Annotated in this window: 16 protein-coding genes; 9 read left to right on the forward strand and 7 right to left on the reverse strand. The window is 43.6% G+C overall.

Features of this window, described 5'->3' with window-relative positions; all coding sequences use genetic code 11:
- The first annotated feature begins 18 nt into the window (after positions 1–18).
- Entirely contained in the window at positions 19–1,233 is a 1,215-nt protein-coding gene (locus ACED53_RS00230) for a putative manganese transporter (RefSeq protein WP_009848786.1), read from the forward strand.
- A 326-nt stretch (positions 1,234–1,559) separates the two neighbouring features.
- On the opposite strand, the gene torA is transcribed toward ACED53_RS00230, so the two are convergent.
- From torA to torE, 3 genes are read right to left on the reverse strand one after another with little or no spacing between them, the layout of a single operon-like run.
- The gene (gene torA / locus ACED53_RS00235; RefSeq protein ID WP_017100089.1) at positions 1,560–4,022 is read right to left on the reverse strand and encodes a trimethylamine-N-oxide reductase TorA; all 2,463 of its coding nucleotides are present in this window, start codon (positions 4,020–4,022) and stop codon (positions 1,560–1,562) included.
- 24 nt (positions 4,023–4,046) lie between these two features.
- Positions 4,047–5,228, reverse strand: coding sequence for a pentaheme c-type cytochrome TorC (gene torC / locus ACED53_RS00240; RefSeq protein ID WP_009848788.1), 1,182 nt, complete (start codon positions 5,226–5,228; stop codon positions 4,047–4,049).
- 50 nt (positions 5,229–5,278) lie between these two features.
- Positions 5,279–5,461, reverse strand: coding sequence for a trimethylamine N-oxide reductase system protein TorE (gene torE, locus ACED53_RS00245; RefSeq protein WP_008222628.1), 183 nt, complete (start codon positions 5,459–5,461; stop codon positions 5,279–5,281).
- A gap of 436 nt (positions 5,462–5,897) precedes the next feature.
- Between torE and ACED53_RS00250 the strand changes: the two genes are divergently transcribed.
- Entirely contained in the window at positions 5,898–6,692 is a 795-nt protein-coding gene (locus ACED53_RS00250; RefSeq protein WP_017100090.1) for an ABC transporter permease, read from the forward strand.
- Between the two features lie 383 nt (positions 6,693–7,075).
- Here ACED53_RS00250 and focA read toward each other — a convergent pair whose 3' ends face one another.
- Both focA and ACED53_RS00260 read right to left on the reverse strand, forming a co-directional pair.
- On the reverse strand, positions 7,076–7,918 hold the full coding sequence (gene focA, locus ACED53_RS00255; RefSeq protein WP_009848790.1) for a formate transporter FocA: 843 nt from the start codon (positions 7,916–7,918) through the stop codon (positions 7,076–7,078).
- A gap of 362 nt (positions 7,919–8,280) precedes the next feature.
- Positions 8,281–9,585, reverse strand: a complete 1,305-nt coding sequence (locus tag ACED53_RS00260; RefSeq protein WP_017100091.1) for a hypothetical protein — start codon at positions 9,583–9,585, stop codon at positions 8,281–8,283.
- A 259-nt stretch (positions 9,586–9,844) separates the two neighbouring features.
- Here ACED53_RS00260 and ACED53_RS00265 point away from each other — a divergent pair, with 259 nt between their 5' ends.
- The 3 genes from ACED53_RS00265 to ACED53_RS00275 all read left to right on the forward strand — a co-directional run bounded on the left by ACED53_RS00265 (position 9,845) and on the right by ACED53_RS00275 (position 11,714).
- Positions 9,845–10,075, forward strand: coding sequence for a TIGR02647 family protein (locus ACED53_RS00265; RefSeq protein ID WP_009848792.1), 231 nt, complete (start codon positions 9,845–9,847; stop codon positions 10,073–10,075).
- Positions 10,076–10,189: 114 nt separating this feature from the next.
- Positions 10,190–11,044, forward strand: a complete 855-nt coding sequence (locus tag ACED53_RS00270; protein ID WP_017100092.1) for an NAD(P)H-binding protein — start codon at positions 10,190–10,192, stop codon at positions 11,042–11,044.
- Entirely contained in the window at positions 11,037–11,714 is a 678-nt protein-coding gene (locus ACED53_RS00275) for a YdcF family protein (protein ID WP_017100093.1), read from the forward strand. The genes ACED53_RS00270 and ACED53_RS00275 overlap by 8 nt, the downstream gene beginning before the upstream one ends.
- 143 nt (positions 11,715–11,857) lie before the next feature.
- Here ACED53_RS00275 and ACED53_RS00280 read toward each other — a convergent pair whose 3' ends face one another.
- Positions 11,858–12,436: a thymidine kinase gene (locus ACED53_RS00280; protein ID WP_009848795.1), complete on the reverse strand. Its 579-nt coding sequence runs from the start codon at positions 12,434–12,436 to the stop codon at positions 11,858–11,860.
- A gap of 97 nt (positions 12,437–12,533) precedes the next feature.
- Positions 12,534–13,919 (reverse strand): cysteine--tRNA ligase, encoded by a 1,386-nt coding sequence (gene cysS, locus ACED53_RS00285; RefSeq protein ID WP_009848796.1) that lies wholly within the window; start codon positions 13,917–13,919, stop codon positions 12,534–12,536.
- Between the two features lie 190 nt (positions 13,920–14,109).
- Between cysS and ACED53_RS00290 the strand changes: the two genes are divergently transcribed.
- The 4 genes from ACED53_RS00290 to ACED53_RS00305 all read left to right on the forward strand — a co-directional run bounded on the left by ACED53_RS00290 (position 14,110) and on the right by ACED53_RS00305 (position 17,661).
- The gene (locus ACED53_RS00290; protein ID WP_004734582.1) at positions 14,110–14,604 is read left to right on the forward strand and encodes a peptidylprolyl isomerase; all 495 of its coding nucleotides are present in this window, start codon (positions 14,110–14,112) and stop codon (positions 14,602–14,604) included.
- Positions 14,605–14,954: 350 nt separating this feature from the next.
- On the forward strand, positions 14,955–15,689 hold the full coding sequence (gene lpxH, locus ACED53_RS00295; RefSeq protein WP_017101636.1) for a UDP-2,3-diacylglucosamine diphosphatase: 735 nt from the start codon (positions 14,955–14,957) through the stop codon (positions 15,687–15,689).
- 123 nt (positions 15,690–15,812) lie between these two features.
- Entirely contained in the window at positions 15,813–17,030 is a 1,218-nt protein-coding gene (locus ACED53_RS00300; RefSeq protein ID WP_017101635.1) for an EAL and HDOD domain-containing protein, read from the forward strand.
- Positions 17,031–17,148: 118 nt separating this feature from the next.
- On the forward strand, positions 17,149–17,661 hold the full coding sequence (locus tag ACED53_RS00305) for a YchJ family protein (protein WP_017101634.1): 513 nt from the start codon (positions 17,149–17,151) through the stop codon (positions 17,659–17,661).
- Positions 17,662–17,760: the final 99 nt, after the last annotated feature.

The raw sequence follows: 17,760 nt of genomic DNA on the forward strand, positions 1-17,760 counted from the left end.
AAATTTTGAGTGACACTTATGGATCGACTAATCTCTTTTTTGCCAAGCAGCAGCGCTGCGAAAACAACTCAGTTTTCACTGTCTTTTAAGCGCCTGCTTTTACCTATTTCACTTGCGGCGTTAGTTGCAGCTCCTGCTACGCGAGAATTGACGGTCACTACCTTGTCTGACGCCTTCTGGGCAGTGTCATGTTACGTTGCGCTAACCCTAGCGATTTACCACTGGTTAAGTCTATACATCAACAAAGATAACGTCTTCAATAAGCTCGTCCATCAATCTCGTTCAAACCAAGTTGTATTCGCCGCGCTAATGGGCGCATTGCCAGGCTGTGGGGGAGCGATTGTGGTCACCACACAATTTATTTCAGGCAAACTCGGATTTGGTGCGGTTGTGGCTGTACTCGTCTCAACCATGGGTGACGCGGCCTTCCTGTTAATTGCTAGCGAACCCAAAACAGGTTTAGCCATGATGGCGATGGGTGTAATCGTGGGTACCGCCTCAGGACGAATCATAAACTTGTTTCACGCAGACGACTTTTTACGCCCGAAACAGGCAGAGAGAAATGAAGCGGAAAACAGCTGTACCTCACAACCTCAAGATCAAAGCCCTGTCTCTAAAAAAGCGATAAACCTTCAGGGTTACCTATGGTCTGTGCTTATTATTCCGGGAGCCGCTGTTGCCCTGCTTGGCTCTTTTCAAATCGATGTAAACCAGTTGCTGACACTGCCTGAGATGTCTATGGAATGGACGGGAACGATTTTACTGATCAGCTCGATGTTTTTGTGGGGGCTTACTCGTGAAATTGAGGATTACAAATCGGCCGTAAGTGAAGATGAAAAATGTATAGGTTCTCACCCACTACAAAAAACCGCTCAAGATACAAACTTTGTCACTGCATGGGTGGTGGTCGCTTTTCTTTTCTTCGAGTTTGGCTCTGTGCTTGCAAATGTCGATTTTGCGACGCTATTCTCAAGCTGGGGGATGATGCTCCCCCTGGCGGGTGTGTTGATGGGCTTACTGCCGGGGTGTGGTCCGCAATTGTTGGTCACTAGCCTTTACCTTTCAGGTGCACTGCCACTTTCAGCTCAGGTCGGTAACGCAATTTCAAATGATGGTGATGCTTTATTCCCTGCTATCGCAATGGCACCGAAAGCCGCTCTTGTAGCCACATTATATTCAGGCATACCCGCATTAATCTGTGCATACGGTTATTGGTTTATGTTCGAGATTTAACTCAAGCTGATTCAATTCCATAGGTCTCTATTAGGTCGATACTTTGTATCGGCCTTTTTGTTTCCGTCTGCCTAAGTCCTTACAACAGATTCTTTTTACACTCCCTTCCTGCTTCATTGTTCATTGTTCATAGTTCATAGTTCATAGTTCTACAGCCTATCTCAAACGGCACGTCGTTATCGCCTGTCTCAAAAACGCCCCCTCTTAGCGTTATGACAATGCTTAATTAGAAATCCCGCACACAGGCTAGAAAAACAAAAAGCCCCTGTAAGAGTGCTTACAGGGGCTTTAATTCAAGCTTTAATCTTGGTTCTTAAGTACAAGACTTAAGAAACTTCGATTGGACCACCGAATGAAGTTACTGGAGGCAGTTTGCCTTGGAACTTCTCGAAGTTAACCAAACATGTGTTTGCTGACGTTGCTTGAGCAAGTTCAGACGTACCGATGTCTTGAGTTAGTGTGTTTGGATCGCCGTATGTATCTAGCGCCCCCACTTTCTCGTTGATCGGGCCGTACCAAGCGCCTTCTTCGATACGAACAACACCAGGTGCGTAGCTATCCATTAGAACAGCACCTGCTAGTAGTTGACCACGGTCATTGAACACACGTACTACGTCGCCATCTTTGATGCCTTTCTTCTTAGCATCGATTGGGTTGATGTAGATTGGCTCACGGCCTTGTACCGCGTAAGTCGCACGCCACTCTTCAGATTCACACATCTGAGAGTGAAGACGCTTGTCTGGGTGACAAGATTGTAGCCAGTACGGGTGTTTATCAGAGCCTGGACCACCGTGTGAACGTTCAGATTTCTCAAACCACATTGGGTGTTCTTGACAGTGCTCGTAACCCATGTTGCCAACAGTACGGCTTGTGATTTCGATGAAACCAGAAGGCGTACCTAGTGCGTTGATCTCTGGATCTTCACGGAATGAAGCGTGACGAGTCCATGGCTTACCTTTACCGAAGTCTAGGAAACCTTTCTCCCAGAACTCAGCAAACTCAGGCATTTCGAAGCTGCCTTCGTTTGATGCACGACATTCGTCATACAGAGATTTAACCCACTGCATTTCGTCCATACCACGCGTGTAATCGTCGTAACGACCCCAACGCTTAGTTAGGCTAGACATAATCTCGAAGTCAGTTTTAGACTGGAACAGAGGATCGACTAGTTTGTGCATCGCGATCAAACCACGACCAGAGTACGCGCCGTAACCATCAATATCGTTACGTTCCCACTGAGTACATGCAGGAAGCACGATATCAGAGTGACGACAAGTTGCAGTCCAAGCGAAATCAACAGCCACTACAGTTTGTAGGCTCTTGAATGCTTTACGCATCTTGTTGCGATCTTGGTGGTGGTGCCACGGGTTATTACCACTGAATACCATCATCTTGATATCCGGTAGTGTAACCGTTGAACCGTTCGCTTTGATCTTCTTACCTGGCTCTAGCAAGCTATCTACCCAACGAGCAACAGGGATTACACGGCTGTAACCGTTGTAATCAGTGTTAGTGTGCTTAGGCGATTGACCTTGGTCGATGTTCAACGGGAATGAACCCGGAGCAGCGAAGCCAGTTGAAGAAACACCGATACCAGAGTAATGGTGACCGTAAGAGATACCACCGCCAGGTAGACCGATTTGGCCAACCATTGCTGCGATAACGGCACACATCCAGTAAGGCTGCTCACCGTGTTGTTGACGTTGGATACTCCAACCGACAAGAATCTGCGTACGACCGTTAACCAGCATCTTAGCGAATTCACGGATAGAGTCCGCGCTTGCACCACAGATAGCCGAAGCCCACTCAGGTGTCTTCTCAACTTTATCTTTCGTTTCACCTTGAACGTACTTGATAAAGTCTTCAAAACCTAGACAGTAAGTTTCGATGAACTTCTTGTCGTATAGATCTTCGTTGTAAAGAACGTGAGCAACACCAAGCATGAACGCCACATCAGTTTGTGGGTTGATGTACATTTGCTCGTTTTCTAGGTAACGGCCTGTTTTGTTTTTAACAGGGTCAACAGAAACAACGTTGATCTCTTTCTTAGCAACTTTTTCTTTCAGCTGTTCTAAGTACGCGAATGACTCGTGAGTCTCACATGTCCAACCTACTTGCAGGTTTTTAACTGGATCGTTACCCCAAAGAACAATGTTGTCACTGTTTTCTAGGATAAGTTCCCAAGATGTACCTTGTGCGTAAACTTCAGTAGAACCTAGCACGTAAGGCATGATCGTTTGACCAGCACCTGTTGAGTAGTCACCGATTTTCTTCACAGAGTAACCGTGAAGTGCCATTGCACGTTGCATATGGTTAGTACAGCTGTGGAACTGACCCGTTTGTCTCCAACCAGTTTGACCTGTGTGAAGCGCCCATGGACCGTAATCTTTCTGTACGCGCTCTAGTTCGCGGTAAACAAGGTCTAGTGCCTCATCCCAAGTCACACGAATAAAACGGTTGTTACCACGCGTGTCTGCGCTGTATTTATGCTTCTTCAACCAATCTAGGCGAACCATTGGGTAACGCACACGTGATGGGCTGTAGATAATACCTTTAATACCTTTCAACATCTCAGTTGGGTGTTGATCGATTTCTAGAGGTTTAATCTCTTGTACTTTACCCGCATAAACGCGAGCTCGGAATGCACCCCAGTGAGAACCAGAGACTTTCCACGCGCCGTCTGTTTCTGCTGCAGACACTGATGCCGACGCCAATAAGCTTGGACCGATAACCGATGCCGCACTTGTAGTCGCGACACCTTTCAGAAAACTTCTTCTTGTAATTGCCATTGTGTTACTCCAATTGACGTCTTATTAGTGATGGCCTTCAGAAAAATCTGATGAGTGCTTCTGTAGATACTTAAGAACAAGTGCTTCTGTATCTGTATCGAAGTTAACGAATGCAATCATACCATCTAACATGCCTACCCAACCGTTAGCGCTGAAGTGAGCTTCATCTGGCTGTGAGTGACACGTTGAACAGTTAGATTGGTACGCTTGACCCGCTGCGTTCCAGATTGGATCGAAGTTATCAACCATAGACTCTTTCTTCATCCAAAGTGCTAGGTTAACTTCTTCCCATGGAAGGCCAGTAAGCTCATCTTCTTTCTTCTCACCAACAGTGATAACGTCACTTTGAGATACTTCTTTGGTCAAGATTGCAGTTGAGATATTCATACCGAAGTCTTCTTGGATTACACGTCCGAAACCTTTCGCTTTACGCCAACCATCGATTTGAATCTTGATCATGTCGCCTTTTTCGTCGATAACCGCAACTTTACTTGCAGGGCTGAGTAGACCCGCTTCAACTGTTGCTGTTTCATCCGTGTACATTGGGAGGTGACGAATAGAGATCACGTCAGAACCATTTGCGTAAGATGTGCTGCTTGCTACATTTTCTAGCTCGCCAACAATACCGCTTGCTGATGCCATATCCATTGGAAGGTTGTGAGCAATACCTTTGTGACAGTCAACACAGCTTTGATCACGTTCTGCTGCATTCTTCATCTGGATACGCGCTGTTGGGCGCATGTTCTCGAAGTCCATTGAATCGTAGTTGTGACAGTTTTTACACTCTAGAGATTTGTTCGAAGAGAAACGATCCCATTCGTGTTTAGCCAGTTCGATACGACGAGCTTCGAATTTCTCAGGTGTATCTAGGTCACCAAATACTTGAGCGAATACTTCTTTAGATGCTTGCATCTTACGAGCGATTTTTGCTGTCCATTCATGTGGAACGTGACAGTCAGGACAAGTAGCACGTACACCAGAAGTGTTTTTCCAGTGAACCGTTTCTTGTAGTTCTACGTACACGTTGTCACGCATGGTGTGACAACTTACACAGAACTCTTCTGTATTTGTGTGCTCTAGAGCTGTGTTAAAACCGCCCCAGAAAATAACACCGGCGATAAAGCCACCCATAGTTAGTACACCAAGACTGATGTGTACTGCAGGGCGAGTCATTGTGCGCCATAATTTAACTAAAAATGATTTCATGTTTAGCTCTCTTAAATATTGATTTTAAAAAATGTTGTTACTAGAGGGCATTACATGCCGCCGTGAGCACCAGGAGGTCCGAATACAAACACTTGCAGTGCCCAAACTAGGAAGCCGTAACCGCCTACAAAAGCCACACTTAATATTGGAAAGAGAACCACCGCAATGAAGAGGAAAGACTTCCACTCCAACGAGCGTTTTTCGCCAGTTTCAATTTTATTAACATCACTCATACATTTTGCCTATTTTGTATTTAGTAATTTCGAGTAACCCATTCTATGGGGCTAAAGTTCTTGAGTATCTAACAACAAATTTTAGACCATACACAAAGTAGGGTTCAATCAAATCCCCCGTTATAACCCTTGCTAATCAATACTTTTTTGAGGTCATCCAAACTTGTTTTCAGTTAAACAAAGTTATTAAAAAGTATTAACAAATGTGAAGAATTAAGTATATTTCACAAATGTTAAAAACCAACATACACGCAACCATCTGACAACCAATTTTAACTTTTTACTTACTAAGTAGTAGCTAAAAAAGCCTCAAACAACCACTATTTTGTGTTTTGTTTGTTAAATGATTGATCATTTTTAGAATTGGCGACTTTACAGGTGAAATGCATCATTTGGCACTTTCAGATATGATGGAGACCACTTAAAAGGAATCATTATGCAAGACGTTATTGATATATCTTGGTGGCAGTTATTGTTCTTCAGCTCACTTCTCTTGCTACCCATTACCATCAACTACAAGTTAAAACTCGGCCTTGGCAAAGAGGCTTCTGTCAGCATAATCCGTATGGTTATTCAGCTATTTCTAGTGGGACTTTACCTAGAATACTTGTTCACCTTAAATAGCTTATGGGTCAATTTACTGTGGCTATTTGCAATGATCATCGTTGGGGCAAGCTCAATTGTTGAAAAATCTAGGCTCTCCAAAAACCTACTTTTAGGTCCTATAGCCGTTAGCCTTGCTGTAACTTGTGTACCTATTGTCTTGTTTATCTGCTTTTTCATCATTAAACCGACACCGGTTTTTAACGCACAGTACCTTATCCCTATTGCAGGGATGCTGTTAGGTAATAGCTTAAGCAGTAATATCGTGGCATTGCAGAACTTGTTTGGGGCTTTTGAAACGCAGAAATCAGAGTACGAAGCGGCTATCGCTTTGGGCGCATCTCCTTCCTATGCAGCCGCGCCTTTTGTTCGTAATGCGATACAGAAGGCGATGTCACCAATTATGGCCTCTATGGCAACTACAGGCTTAGTCACGCTACCGGGAATGATGACAGGACAGATCTTAGGAGGTGCATCACCGATGATTGCGATTAAGTATCAGTTGATGATCATGTTAGCTATCTTCGTGATGATGAGCTGCTCTTTAGCACTTGCACTTCAGCTCTCATTGAAGACATCTCTTACTAAAGAAGGCCGAGTTCTCGCGCAAATACAGCCTTCGAAATAGCCTCCCTACCCCACTTAGATCTGGTTACTCACTGAATTTGAGACAGGTTATCCACAGAAATTGTGGATAACCAAATCAATATAGATCCTTTTTTGTCCATTCCCACCTAGGGAAAGATCATTACCTTTGATCTTTGGGTGTTTTCAAAGACATATACACACACGGTGATCCTCGCTATTGAGCGTTCACATGATAATTTAAGAAATGAATAAGTAGGTTTTCCACAAATAAAAACGGCCTGCAATGCAGACCGTCTTTTAAATGTCATAAGTCAGTTCAGTGTTTTCACTGAGTCCAAGTTACCCAGTTAACTCGTAAACTGGATTAACCGCGTAATCGGAATTAATCACGAAACCTTTGCTTGGTGGATCACGCCACCCTTATTAGTCACGTAGGTAGATCAACCAGTACCACATACCAACAAAGATACCACCGCCAATGATGTTACCAATGGTAACGGGCAGCAAGTTGTTCATCAAAAAGTCCATCATGTTCAGATCAACGTAGTCCGCAGGGTTAGCGCCTGTCATTGTCCAAAATTCTGCGGGAGCAAATGTTTTGATACCGATAGCTAAAGGGACTTGGAACATGTTGGCAATACAGTGCTCAAAACCGGCTGATACGAACATCGCCACAGGTAAAATCATAACTGCGATTTTGTCAGTCAGTGTACGTCCACTAAACGTCATCCATACCGCGATACAAACCAACACATTACACATGATGCCAAGCGCGATAGCTTGGATAAAATCATGGTGCATTTTGTGTTGGGAAATCGCCATGGCATTCAAACCCACTTGCCCATGATCGAACATGTACTGTTTAGTCAGAAGCATACAGGCCACCAGCAGCAATGCACCAATTAAGTTACCGACATAAACCGTGGTCCAGTTCTTAACTAATGTACGCCAGGTAATCTTGCCACTTGCGCGAGCAACAAGCGTCAACACCGAGCTGGTAAACAGTTCACCACCAGTAACAACAACAAGGATTAATCCTAAGCTAAAAGCTAGACCACCCAATAAGCGAGTAATACCCCACGGTAAATCACCAGCACCGGTAGTCACGATAGTGTAGAACACAAACGCGATACCAATATGTATGCCGGCAGAAATCGCTAGGAGAAAAGATTTGATTGGATCTTTGGTTGCTTTACCTACGCCAATATCTGCAGCGCGCTCAGCCATTTGTGGCGGTAATAATGAGTCGAATTGGTTTAGATTCATGATGATTTACATTTTGAAACATGTCGTCGGGAGCGCGATAATCCTCTCTTTCATTTCTGAATTCAAGAGCTATTTTAAGCTCGAAATGCCTCTCACAACCCTGTTGAAAAGAATTAGTCCAAGTTATTCCAAATTCATACGACTTTAGTAGTAAAAATAAAACTCTGCTGAATGATTAGTTATCAGCATAGAAAATAACACATCTAGAAATATCAACAAGTTACGTTAAAACACAAAGAATAACGTACACTATAATGACTCAATGAACAATTTTGTTTTCAGATTTTGACATAGATCAACAGAACGTAAAAAAGCGCCCTTAGGCGCTTTTAACTCAATCACAAATAAAGAAATTAGTCTTACTAAACCGAAGGTTCAACCATTTCTTCTAATGATTGTTCGAGAGATGCATCCTCTAGGCTAGATTCAATACTAGGAAGAATCACATCAGAGTCACTTTCGCTGGCAACTTTACCACCTAAGCTTTTCAAACTATCCACTAACTCTTCTAGGCTCTTTATATGAGCATCACTCTTGGTAACCTGATCATCTAACAATTGGTTGTGCTTGGTCGCTTCAACCAATTTCTGTGTTTGTTTCTGATTCTCACTTTCTAACTTAGCGAGTCGCTCAGTCAAAGTTTTAATCTCTGACTTTAATGACGCCGTCATGTCTGAGCCTTTCAGCGCTTTAACACTCGCTACAATTTTTTGAGACTGAAGACGCAATACAACATCACGGTGATCTTCATCATTAACCACTCGTGAAATGCTCAATAACTGGTTCTCTGCATTCAAAACCGACTGTTCGAACTGGTCGCCTTTTACGCTCGCTAGTACTTTAACTTCATGAGCAACACTGCGCACGTGGTTTAATTCGAACTCTGCAGCGTGAACTGCGTCTTCAATGATCGACTTTTCACGGGGACTGGCTTTCACTTGGCTTTCTGCCAAAGCAATTTGAGATGCCGCTTTAGCAAACGTCAGTGGAACAACGTCATCGAAATCTTCATCTTCCAAGAACTCCAACTCATCCTTCAAAGGTTCGATGTACTTCTTGTGCGCCACTTTAACTTCTAACAAGCTCGCGTTATTAAGAAACTCTACCTGTGCTTCCTGAGCATCTTCAAGTTCGTCGACCAGCACATACTCAAACAGCTCGCTGTATTCTGAATACAAGCGCTTGTAGCTCGATGCAAACATAGTATCGGCACCAAGAAACTTTAAGTAATCCATTTGCACTATCGAGTCGGCTAATACTCTGTCAGCCTTTTCCTTTAGCACTAAGATCGAGTCATAATTTGATCGAATCAACGCGATTTTTTCATCAAAGGCTTCGGCGTAAGTTAATGTCGAAAAAATCGAGTAACTCTTGGTTAACCGTGTTTGATCTTTCAGTAAGTCCGCATAAATGCTTTCAGCATCATCCCAAGCGTCTAATAGTTCATTGTAATTCTCTGGAGCATAGAGAGACAATTGAGCGTGTTCTTCAAGCTTAGCCTCCCACTCGGAGTAAACACTTTGGACAGACTGAAATGAACGGACCTCTACTGTTGATTCATTGTCATTTGTGGTTTGGTTCGCGCCTGTCTGCTCTGAGGGTGCACTTTGACAACCTGAGATAGCAAATAGCATACTGATCGTTAATGCTACTTTGTTCACTCTCACTGATGCGTTTCCTTTTTATACAATATTAGCTGGATGCAATATATTTCTAGTAACACAATATATTACAACCACTTCCCAATAAACATCGTTCAGAATTTAAGTGGCTGCAAATCACGCAATCTAACTAAAATAAACCCACCATACGACGATTAATCATTCAATTTGGTATCACTTATCAATTCTATTTATTTGCTATTGCTTGAGCCGTGAATGCGCACTAAGGTGAAGGTAGAGAACGTTATGAATATATAGGTTAATTATGAAGTACAACGCTGAACATATTGCTGATTTAAACCTCCTTCTTCAATTTGATGTAAGTAGCGCCGCTACTGGAATTAAAGTTCATCAAGAGGCTGCTCAAGAAACTCAAGACGCTGTTAAGCGCCTATTCGAAAAGAATCTTTGCACTCAGCCAGACGGTGGTTACCTAACAGACGAAGGTATCCAGATGGCAGAGCGCGCAGACAAGTTACTTCGCGTACTGAACTAAAACTCCACGGTTCTAGTAAAAACTCCACTCGCTTCGGCCGTGGAGTTTTTTCATTTTTGGGCAAAGGTTTGTTAGGCTTACTATAAATCCATAGCTTTCAGTTGTGAGGAACACATGGCTTCTATATTTATTGTTGGTGCAGGATGGGTCGGTGCACCTTTATCTGAACATTTAGAAAAACATGGTAACCAAGTTGTGGTCACGAAAACGACCCAAGCAGGTGCAGACGCTGTTGGGAACAAACGAGTTCCATGTGAAGTGTTTAGTTTTGACTCATCAAAGTCAGATGAGACTATCGGTGAACTCTATTCGTTGTTACTCGAAAACAACACTGAGATAGTGATTGGTAGCTTCCCTCCAGGCTTTAGAAAGGGAGCAGGACAAGAGTACGCCAACCACTGGCAGCAACTCACCAATGCATGTCAAAAGGCCAACGTTAAGAAGCTTATCATGGTCAGTTCAACAACCGTATACCCAACTAAACCTGGCGTTTTGAACGAACTGGATGCTTCACTCCCCCTTTCAACCTCAGGCAACGAGCTCGCGTCTTCATTTTCCGATAACGCGCGTGTCATGCTGCAAGCGGAACAGTCAGTGATTGATTCTGGCATCGACTACACCATTCTTCGCTTTAGTGGATTGATTGGTCCGAACCGTCACCCATCGAGGTTTGCAAGTAAATTGAAGCAAGTGAGCACTCAAGCTCCTGCCAACATGCTTCACCTTAACGACGCGATTGGTGCGGTCGATTTCGCCATCAATCAACTGCACAATGAAATCGTAAATGTCACCACACCAAATACAGTAAGTAAGGCAGAGTTCTACGCAGCAGCATTAAAAAGTGCCAATAGCAGCGAGCCACTCCCTCCTATTGTCGATACCCCAGACAAGCTGATCTCTTCTAAAAAGATCCTCGGTTTAGGTTACTCGTTTAAATTCGATTCCACATTGGACGCTCTTTATGACTAAGCAATCCATAGCTAAGCAACCTGTAACAAAGAACTCAAAGGGTAAGCGATATCACTCGATCGACACCCTTTGGAACTTTATGTCTATAGGTCACAAGGTTACGCCTTCAGACTGTATTTTTGTATTGTGTAGCAACGATACTCGCGTCGCTGAATATGCAGCCGAGCTTTATCACCAAAAGATAGCGCCTTACATCGTTTTTTCTGGTGGTGTGGGACGTTTTACAGAAGGAAGCTTTGAGCGTTCAGAGGCTGAAACATTCGCGGCTATCGCACGAGACGCTGGCGTGCCTGACTCTGACATTATCATTGAGAAGCACGCAACTAATACTGGGGAGAACGTACGATTCACCCACAAATTGTTGACTGAGCGTGGACTATCCCCGAAACGCCTGACCTTAGTACAGAAACCCTTTATGGAGAAACGCACTTACGCCACGTTTGCTAAACAGTGGCCTGACGAAGTTACCGAGATTCAAGTCACTTCACAATGGCAAGACTGGATTGATTACTTTAACGAAGAGTTACCATTAGACATGGTGTTAGGTGCATTGATTGCTGATTATGAGCGAATCAAATCCTACCCCGCTCAGGGCTTTCAAATAGAGATGCCCATCCCTGACGACGTTGACCATGCCTATCAAGCATTAAAGAGGCTCGGTTTCGAATAAAGCAAAAGATCGACTAAGAATAAAATAGAAGCTCGGCTTGGAATAAAACAAAAGCTCGGCTCAATAAACAAAAACGGTGACACTAGGTCACCGTTTTCTAATTTGAACGCTATTGGTTTTAGCAATGCCGACTTGTAGGCTGCTTATTTACCTAACGCTTCTTTATAATGTAAACGGCAAGCCGAAACATATTGGTCATTGCCACCAATAGCGACTTGGTCACCTTCAGCAATTGCCACACCGTGCTCATCTGTACGAATTACCATATTGGCCTTACGGCCACAGTGGCAAATTGTTTTAAGTTCTACTAATTTGTCAGCCCAAGACAACAAGTAGCGGCTACCTTCAAACAGTTCACCCAAGAAGTCAGTGCGCAAACCGTAACAAAGTACAGGGATGTGCAGCTTATCAACCACTTCTGTTAGTTGGTAAACCTGCTCTTTCGATAAGAACTGACACTCATCGATCAATACACAATGACGCTTTTCTTCTTCGTTGAGTTTTTGAATTGCCTCAAACATATTGGTGTCGTTTTTAAACAATTGAGCTTCAGATTGAAGACCAATTCGTGAACTCACTTTACCGATACCATAGCGATCATCTAATGCAGCCGTAAAGATCACTGGTGTCATACCACGTTCTTGGTAGTTGAATGAAGATTGAAGAAGCGTTGTTGATTTACCCGCGTTCATTGCCGAGTAATAAAAATACATCTGAGCCACAGAAATATTCCTGTTAATTAAAAGGTGAAGATAAAAAGGTGAAATTAGAGAATTTTTGCTAGAAAAAAGGGCTGAAAATCAGCCCTTTTTATAAGATTTACTTACGACGCCAAGTCGTACCTTCTGGACCATCTTCCAGAACAATACCTAGCTCGTTCAGCTTATCACGTGCAAGATCGGCATTTGCCCAATCCTTCGAAGCGCGAGAGTCATTACGTAGCTTAATTAGGCCTTCGATTTCAGCGACTTCGTCATCGTTACCGGCTGCATCGCCTTGCAAGAAAGCTTCTGGATCTTGGTGAAGAATACCGATGATGTCTGCCAGTTCACGCATCAACGCACCTAGTGCACTTGCTTTTTCTATGCTTTCAGTCTTGATACGGTTGATTTCACGAGCCATTTCAAACAGCACTGAATAAGCTTCAGGTGTGTTGAAATCATCGTTCATCGCTGTAGAGAAACGAGTCACATACTCTTCACCACCAGCAGGGGCTGCGGTAACGTCTAGACCACGAAGTGATGTATAGAGACGTTCAAGTGATGCACGAGCCTGATTTAGGTTATCTTCACTGTAGTTTAGTTGGCTACGGTAGTGACCAGACATTAGGAAGTAACGAACTGTCTCTGCATCGTAATGCTGAAGTACGTCACGGATAGTGAAAAAGTTACCCAGTGACTTAGACATTTTTTCTCTGTCTACCATCACCATGCCACTGTGCATCCAAGTATTCACATACTGGGTGCCATGTGCGCAGCAAGATTGTGCGATTTCGTTCTCGTGGTGCGGGAACTGTAGATCCGAACCACCACCATGAATATCGAAGTGATTGCCAAGAATAGACGAGTTCATTGCTGAACATTCGATGTGCCAACCTGGACGACCTGGCCCCCATGGCGATTCCCACGTCGGCTCACCAGGCTTAGACATCTTCCAAAGAACAAAGTCTAACGGGCTACGTTTTGCAGAATCGATGTCAACACGGGCGCCAGCTTGAAGCTGCTCAAGATCTTGCTTAGAAAGCTTACCGTATTCGTCAAACTTCTTAACTTCGAACATCACGTCACCGTTGCTTGCAACGTAAGCAAAGCCACGTTGAATTAGCTTTTCTACTAACTCAATGATCTCTGTGATGAATTCAGTCGCACGAGGCTCGACATCTGGGCGTTTCATGTTCAATGCATCGAAGTCCGCGTGCATTTCACCGATCAGACGCTCAGTCAGAGAGTCACAAGACTCGCCGTTTTCATTAGCGCGCTTGATGATTTTGTCATCGATATCAGTGATATTACGAACGAAATTCAAATCGTAACCAAGGTAACGCAGGTAACGAGTTACCACGTCAAATGAAACGAACGTACGGCCATGACCAATATGACAGAGATCGTATATGGTTACCCCACAGACATACATACCGACTTTGCCAGCTGTAATTGGTTTGAATTCCTCTTTCTGTCTTGTGAGCGTGTTATATATCTTCAGCATGATCTCTATCTATTTTATGGATTAATCAAAAATAAGATCGCAGTATAACAAGTCATACCTTAATAGGTAATCCCCCAAAGCAGGAATTACCTCAAACATCCGAGTTAAGTTAATGATTTGGTGATTTGAAAGTCCGCCAACATGCGCTAGAATTCGAACTTCATATTAAAAAGACAGTAAGGTAACAATCATGATCATCCTTCACACAAATTTTGGTGACATCAAAGTCCAACTTAACGAAGAAAAAGCACCAGAAACAAGCGCAAACTTCCTACAGTATTGCCGTGACGGTTTTTACGACAACACGCTATTCCACCGTGTTATCGATGGTTTCATGGTTCAAGGCGGCGGCATGACTTCTGGCCTTAAAGAAAAAACAACTCGCGCGACTATCAAGAACGAAGCAAACAACGGCCTAGCGAACAAAGTGGGTACGCTAGCAATGGCTCGTACTATGGAACCGCATTCAGCGAGCTCTCAGTTCTTCATCAACGTTAACGACAACTCTTTCCTAAACTTCCGTAGCGAAAGCCTAGACGGTTGGGGCTACTGTGTATTCGCAGAAGTTGTTGAAGGCATGGACATCGTAAACAAGATCAAAGGTGTTAGCACTGGTTCTATGGGTATGCACCAAGACGTACCTCTAGAAGAAGTGATCATCACTGGTACTACAATCGAAGCTTAATCACTTGCTTTCGGTTAGGGCGTATTGACCTTTTGAGCTAATTTTTGCAGCGAGTTGCTGGGGATTTATACAAGGCAGAGGCTTTGATGTGTAGCTAGCCTACATGAGAAGCCGATAACGTAGTAGAAATGACCAGCAAACGCTGCCCAAAGGGTTCGGCTAAAAGCGTTCTACTCTTTGTTGAGGGAAATTTGCTTAGAATGACTAGGCTTCCTATCCCTCGCCTCGATTAAAACGCTTTTATCTCGAACAAAATTTAACCGCCAAAGGTCAACACGCCCTAGTATTAATAATTGATGAGCCGATAAAATCAGGATATAGGGAGCGAATCGCTCCCTTTTTTTAGACCTATGAAAACATATTTTATATCAGATCTACACCTTGCTCCGTCGCGACAAGACATCACAGACTGCTTCTTAACCTTCATGAAGAACGAGGCCGTAGAAGCGGATGCACTCTACGTGTTGGGTGATCTTTTCGAATTCTGGATTGGTGACGACGATACAAGCGAGTTCGCGAATTCAATTCGCCAAACGTTTATAGACTTAGTTAACACTGGCGTACCTTGTTATTTCACACAAGGCAATCGGGACTTTTTAGTTGGCAAAAAATTTGCGAAACAAACAGGCGTACAGCTTCTAGATGAAGTTTCTACTATCGATATCTACGGACAAAAAGCAGTGGTATTGCATGGTGATACTCTGTGTACCGAAGATATAAAGTACCTCGCCTTTCGTGAAAAAGTTCATCAGCCCTGGTTACAATGGGTCTTTAATAGAATTCCATTTTTTATCAAAAAGAAAATTGTCTCCAAGGTTCAGTCTGATATCAAAGATGATAAGCAGACAAAGTCACTCGACATCATGGATGTAACACAGCAAGAAGTCGACAATGTGATGAAACAACACAACGTCGATTTGATGATCCACGGTCATACTCACCGTCCAGACATACACTCCTTCAGTGCTAACAATTGCACTAAAACCCGTATCGTACTGGGTGATTGGTATACCCAAGGATCAGTTCTGGTGTTCACTCCGCAAAGTTTTGAACTACAGAATCGCGAGTTTAGCAATCGCTTTTAGCATCACGCTTAAACTTTCACTTTTATTATTATCATCGGTCAGATTTTCTTCACTTGTATATGGTAATTTCTCCTGAATTAGCTATTATTTGTCTATCAAAAATAAACCGAACACAGTACCAAGTTGAAATATTCATACGTAGCGCGTCAACCAATACTCGATGCAGACAAGAAGACCATAGGTTACGAGTTGCTATTTAGGGATGGTCCTAAGAACACTTTCCCTGAAGTAGAGCCGGAGCTCGCTACTAGCCGTTTGCTTTCCGACCACTTCTTATCTACCCACTATAATACATTGGGCGATAAGCTTGGATTCGTTAATTTTCCATATGCAAGCTTGGTTAACCTAGTCCCGACTCTATTTCCGAAAGAGAGCTTAGTTGTCGAGGTACTGGAAGACTGTGGGCCAACAGACGAACTGCTAGAAGCCATCATCACAATTTATGATGCGGGTTACACGATCGCGTTAGATGACTTTGTGCCTAGCAAAGCATGGAAACGCTTCTTACCTTACGTATCAATTATCAAATTCGACATACGTTTGATCTCAATCGCTAAAGCTGCGATGTTCATGAACACTCTGAAAGACTTGAATATCGAGTTTCTAGCGGAGAAAGTAGAAACTCACGAAGAATACCAAGAAGCAATCCAAGCCGGGTTTAACTATTTTCAAGGCTACTTTTTCAGTAAGCCGGAGATGATCCAAACTCGCGCATTAAACCCTGCTTTTTTAACCATTGTTCAACTGTTGAAAGAGATTGCCAACGATCCTATCAACTTTGCCGAAGTAGAGCGTTTGATTACCCTTGATATGACTATGTCGTATAAGCTGCTCTCTTACGTAAACTCCGCTGGTGGCTCATCAACACCGATTCGTTCATTCCACCAAGCGCTTGTTTATCTTGGTGAACAAAAACTACGTAAGCTAGTGTCACTGGTTGCTATCGCATCCGCGAAAGAAGATAAACCAGACTCACTCTATGGTTTAGCCGTGATACGCGCGCGCCAATGTGAACTGTTGGTCGAGAAAATGAACGTTAAGGTTGAGCCCGGGCAAGCCTTTTTAACTGGCATGTTCTCGCTGCTCGACTCCCTATTCGATCTGCCGTTAGTAAAAGTACTGGACTCGGTGCCGATCGATGATGAGATTAAACAAGCCTTGATTCAACGTAAAGGCGTATTAGGTGCCATTTTGGCGATGGTCATAGCTTATGAACAAGCTCGCTGGGATGAAGCAACGCGCATTCGTAAACTGCTCAAACTCAACGAAGCAGAGCTAGGTCAAGCTTATGACGAAGCAACTTCTTGGGCCCAAGACCTGCTGTCTCCTACTTTGAAATAGTTCACATCACACAGCTACTTCAATCGAAACTCAGCTTTGGTGAGCAGTCGTTTCTTGATAAACTCCAACACATTCATTTATGGCCTCTTAACAGAGGCCATTTTTACAGGATTTGACCATGTCTTTATGCCCATGCGGTAGCAAAAATACTTACCAACAGTGCTGTAAATCAGCACACCTTAACCACAGTGCCGTTGAAACACCCGAGCAATTGATGCGCTCACGTTATTCTGCACATGTACTTGGTTTGGTGGATTATGTTGTTGCGACTTACCACCCTAGCTGCAACGCAGAAGCGCAAAGAGAAGGTATTGCCGAATCTATCAACAGTGATTGGGCAGGACTAGAAGTCATCGATACTGCGGTAGGCTCGCACCAAGACGAAGGCTTTGTTGAGTTTAAAGCTTACTTCAATGAAGAAGGCGCACAATACTGCATGCAAGAACGCTCTCGCTTTATACGTGAAGACGGTCTTTGGTACTACATTGATGGTACCTTCCCAGAGCAGGAACAAACTACACAACCAGAAATTGACCCACGCTTAAATCAAACCGTTGAGAGCTTTAAAATCGGCCGTAATGATCCGTGTATTTGTGGCAGTGGTAAGAAATACAAGAAGTGCTGCGGGTAACTCGTTCGACTAAGAAGTCAGATTAAGAGAAGAGATTCCTGATGTCGCTTCGGCTCCTCGGAATGACGCAAAGTCAGAGGTTAGAAAAGTGACGCAGGG

It is taken from the genome of Vibrio sp. 1F169, assembly GCF_041439605.1.
Lineage (GTDB): Bacteria > Pseudomonadota > Gammaproteobacteria > Enterobacterales > Vibrionaceae > Vibrio > Vibrio tasmaniensis_A.

What these genes read in the sequence shown, in the direction of transcription:
- torA (WP_017100089.1), bottom strand. Translation starts at nt 4,022, where the DNA reads ATGGCAATTACAAGAAGAAGTTTTCTGAAAGGTGTCGCGACTACAAGT.
- ACED53_RS00290 (WP_004734582.1), top strand. Translation starts at nt 14,110, where the DNA reads ATGATCATCCTTCACACAAATTTTGGTGACATCAAAGTCCAACTTAAC.
- ACED53_RS00250 (WP_017100090.1), top strand. Translation starts at nt 5,898, where the DNA reads ATGCAAGACGTTATTGATATATCTTGGTGGCAGTTATTGTTCTTCAGC.
- torE (WP_008222628.1), bottom strand. Translation starts at nt 5,461, where the DNA reads ATGAGTGATGTTAATAAAATTGAAACTGGCGAAAAACGCTCGTTGGAG.
- lpxH (WP_017101636.1), top strand. Translation starts at nt 14,955, where the DNA reads ATGAAAACATATTTTATATCAGATCTACACCTTGCTCCGTCGCGACAA.
- ACED53_RS00265 (WP_009848792.1), top strand. Translation starts at nt 9,845, where the DNA reads ATGAAGTACAACGCTGAACATATTGCTGATTTAAACCTCCTTCTTCAA.
- ACED53_RS00275 (WP_017100093.1), top strand. Translation starts at nt 11,037, where the DNA reads ATGACTAAGCAATCCATAGCTAAGCAACCTGTAACAAAGAACTCAAAG.
- torC (WP_009848788.1), bottom strand. Translation starts at nt 5,228, where the DNA reads ATGAAATCATTTTTAGTTAAATTATGGCGCACAATGACTCGCCCTGCA.
- ACED53_RS00305 (WP_017101634.1), top strand. Translation starts at nt 17,149, where the DNA reads ATGTCTTTATGCCCATGCGGTAGCAAAAATACTTACCAACAGTGCTGT.
- cysS (WP_009848796.1), bottom strand. Translation starts at nt 13,919, where the DNA reads ATGCTGAAGATATATAACACGCTCACAAGACAGAAAGAGGAATTCAAA.
- ACED53_RS00230 (WP_009848786.1), top strand. Translation starts at nt 19, where the DNA reads ATGGATCGACTAATCTCTTTTTTGCCAAGCAGCAGCGCTGCGAAAACA.
- ACED53_RS00270 (WP_017100092.1), top strand. Translation starts at nt 10,190, where the DNA reads ATGGCTTCTATATTTATTGTTGGTGCAGGATGGGTCGGTGCACCTTTA.
- focA (WP_009848790.1), bottom strand. Translation starts at nt 7,918, where the DNA reads ATGAATCTAAACCAATTCGACTCATTATTACCGCCACAAATGGCTGAG.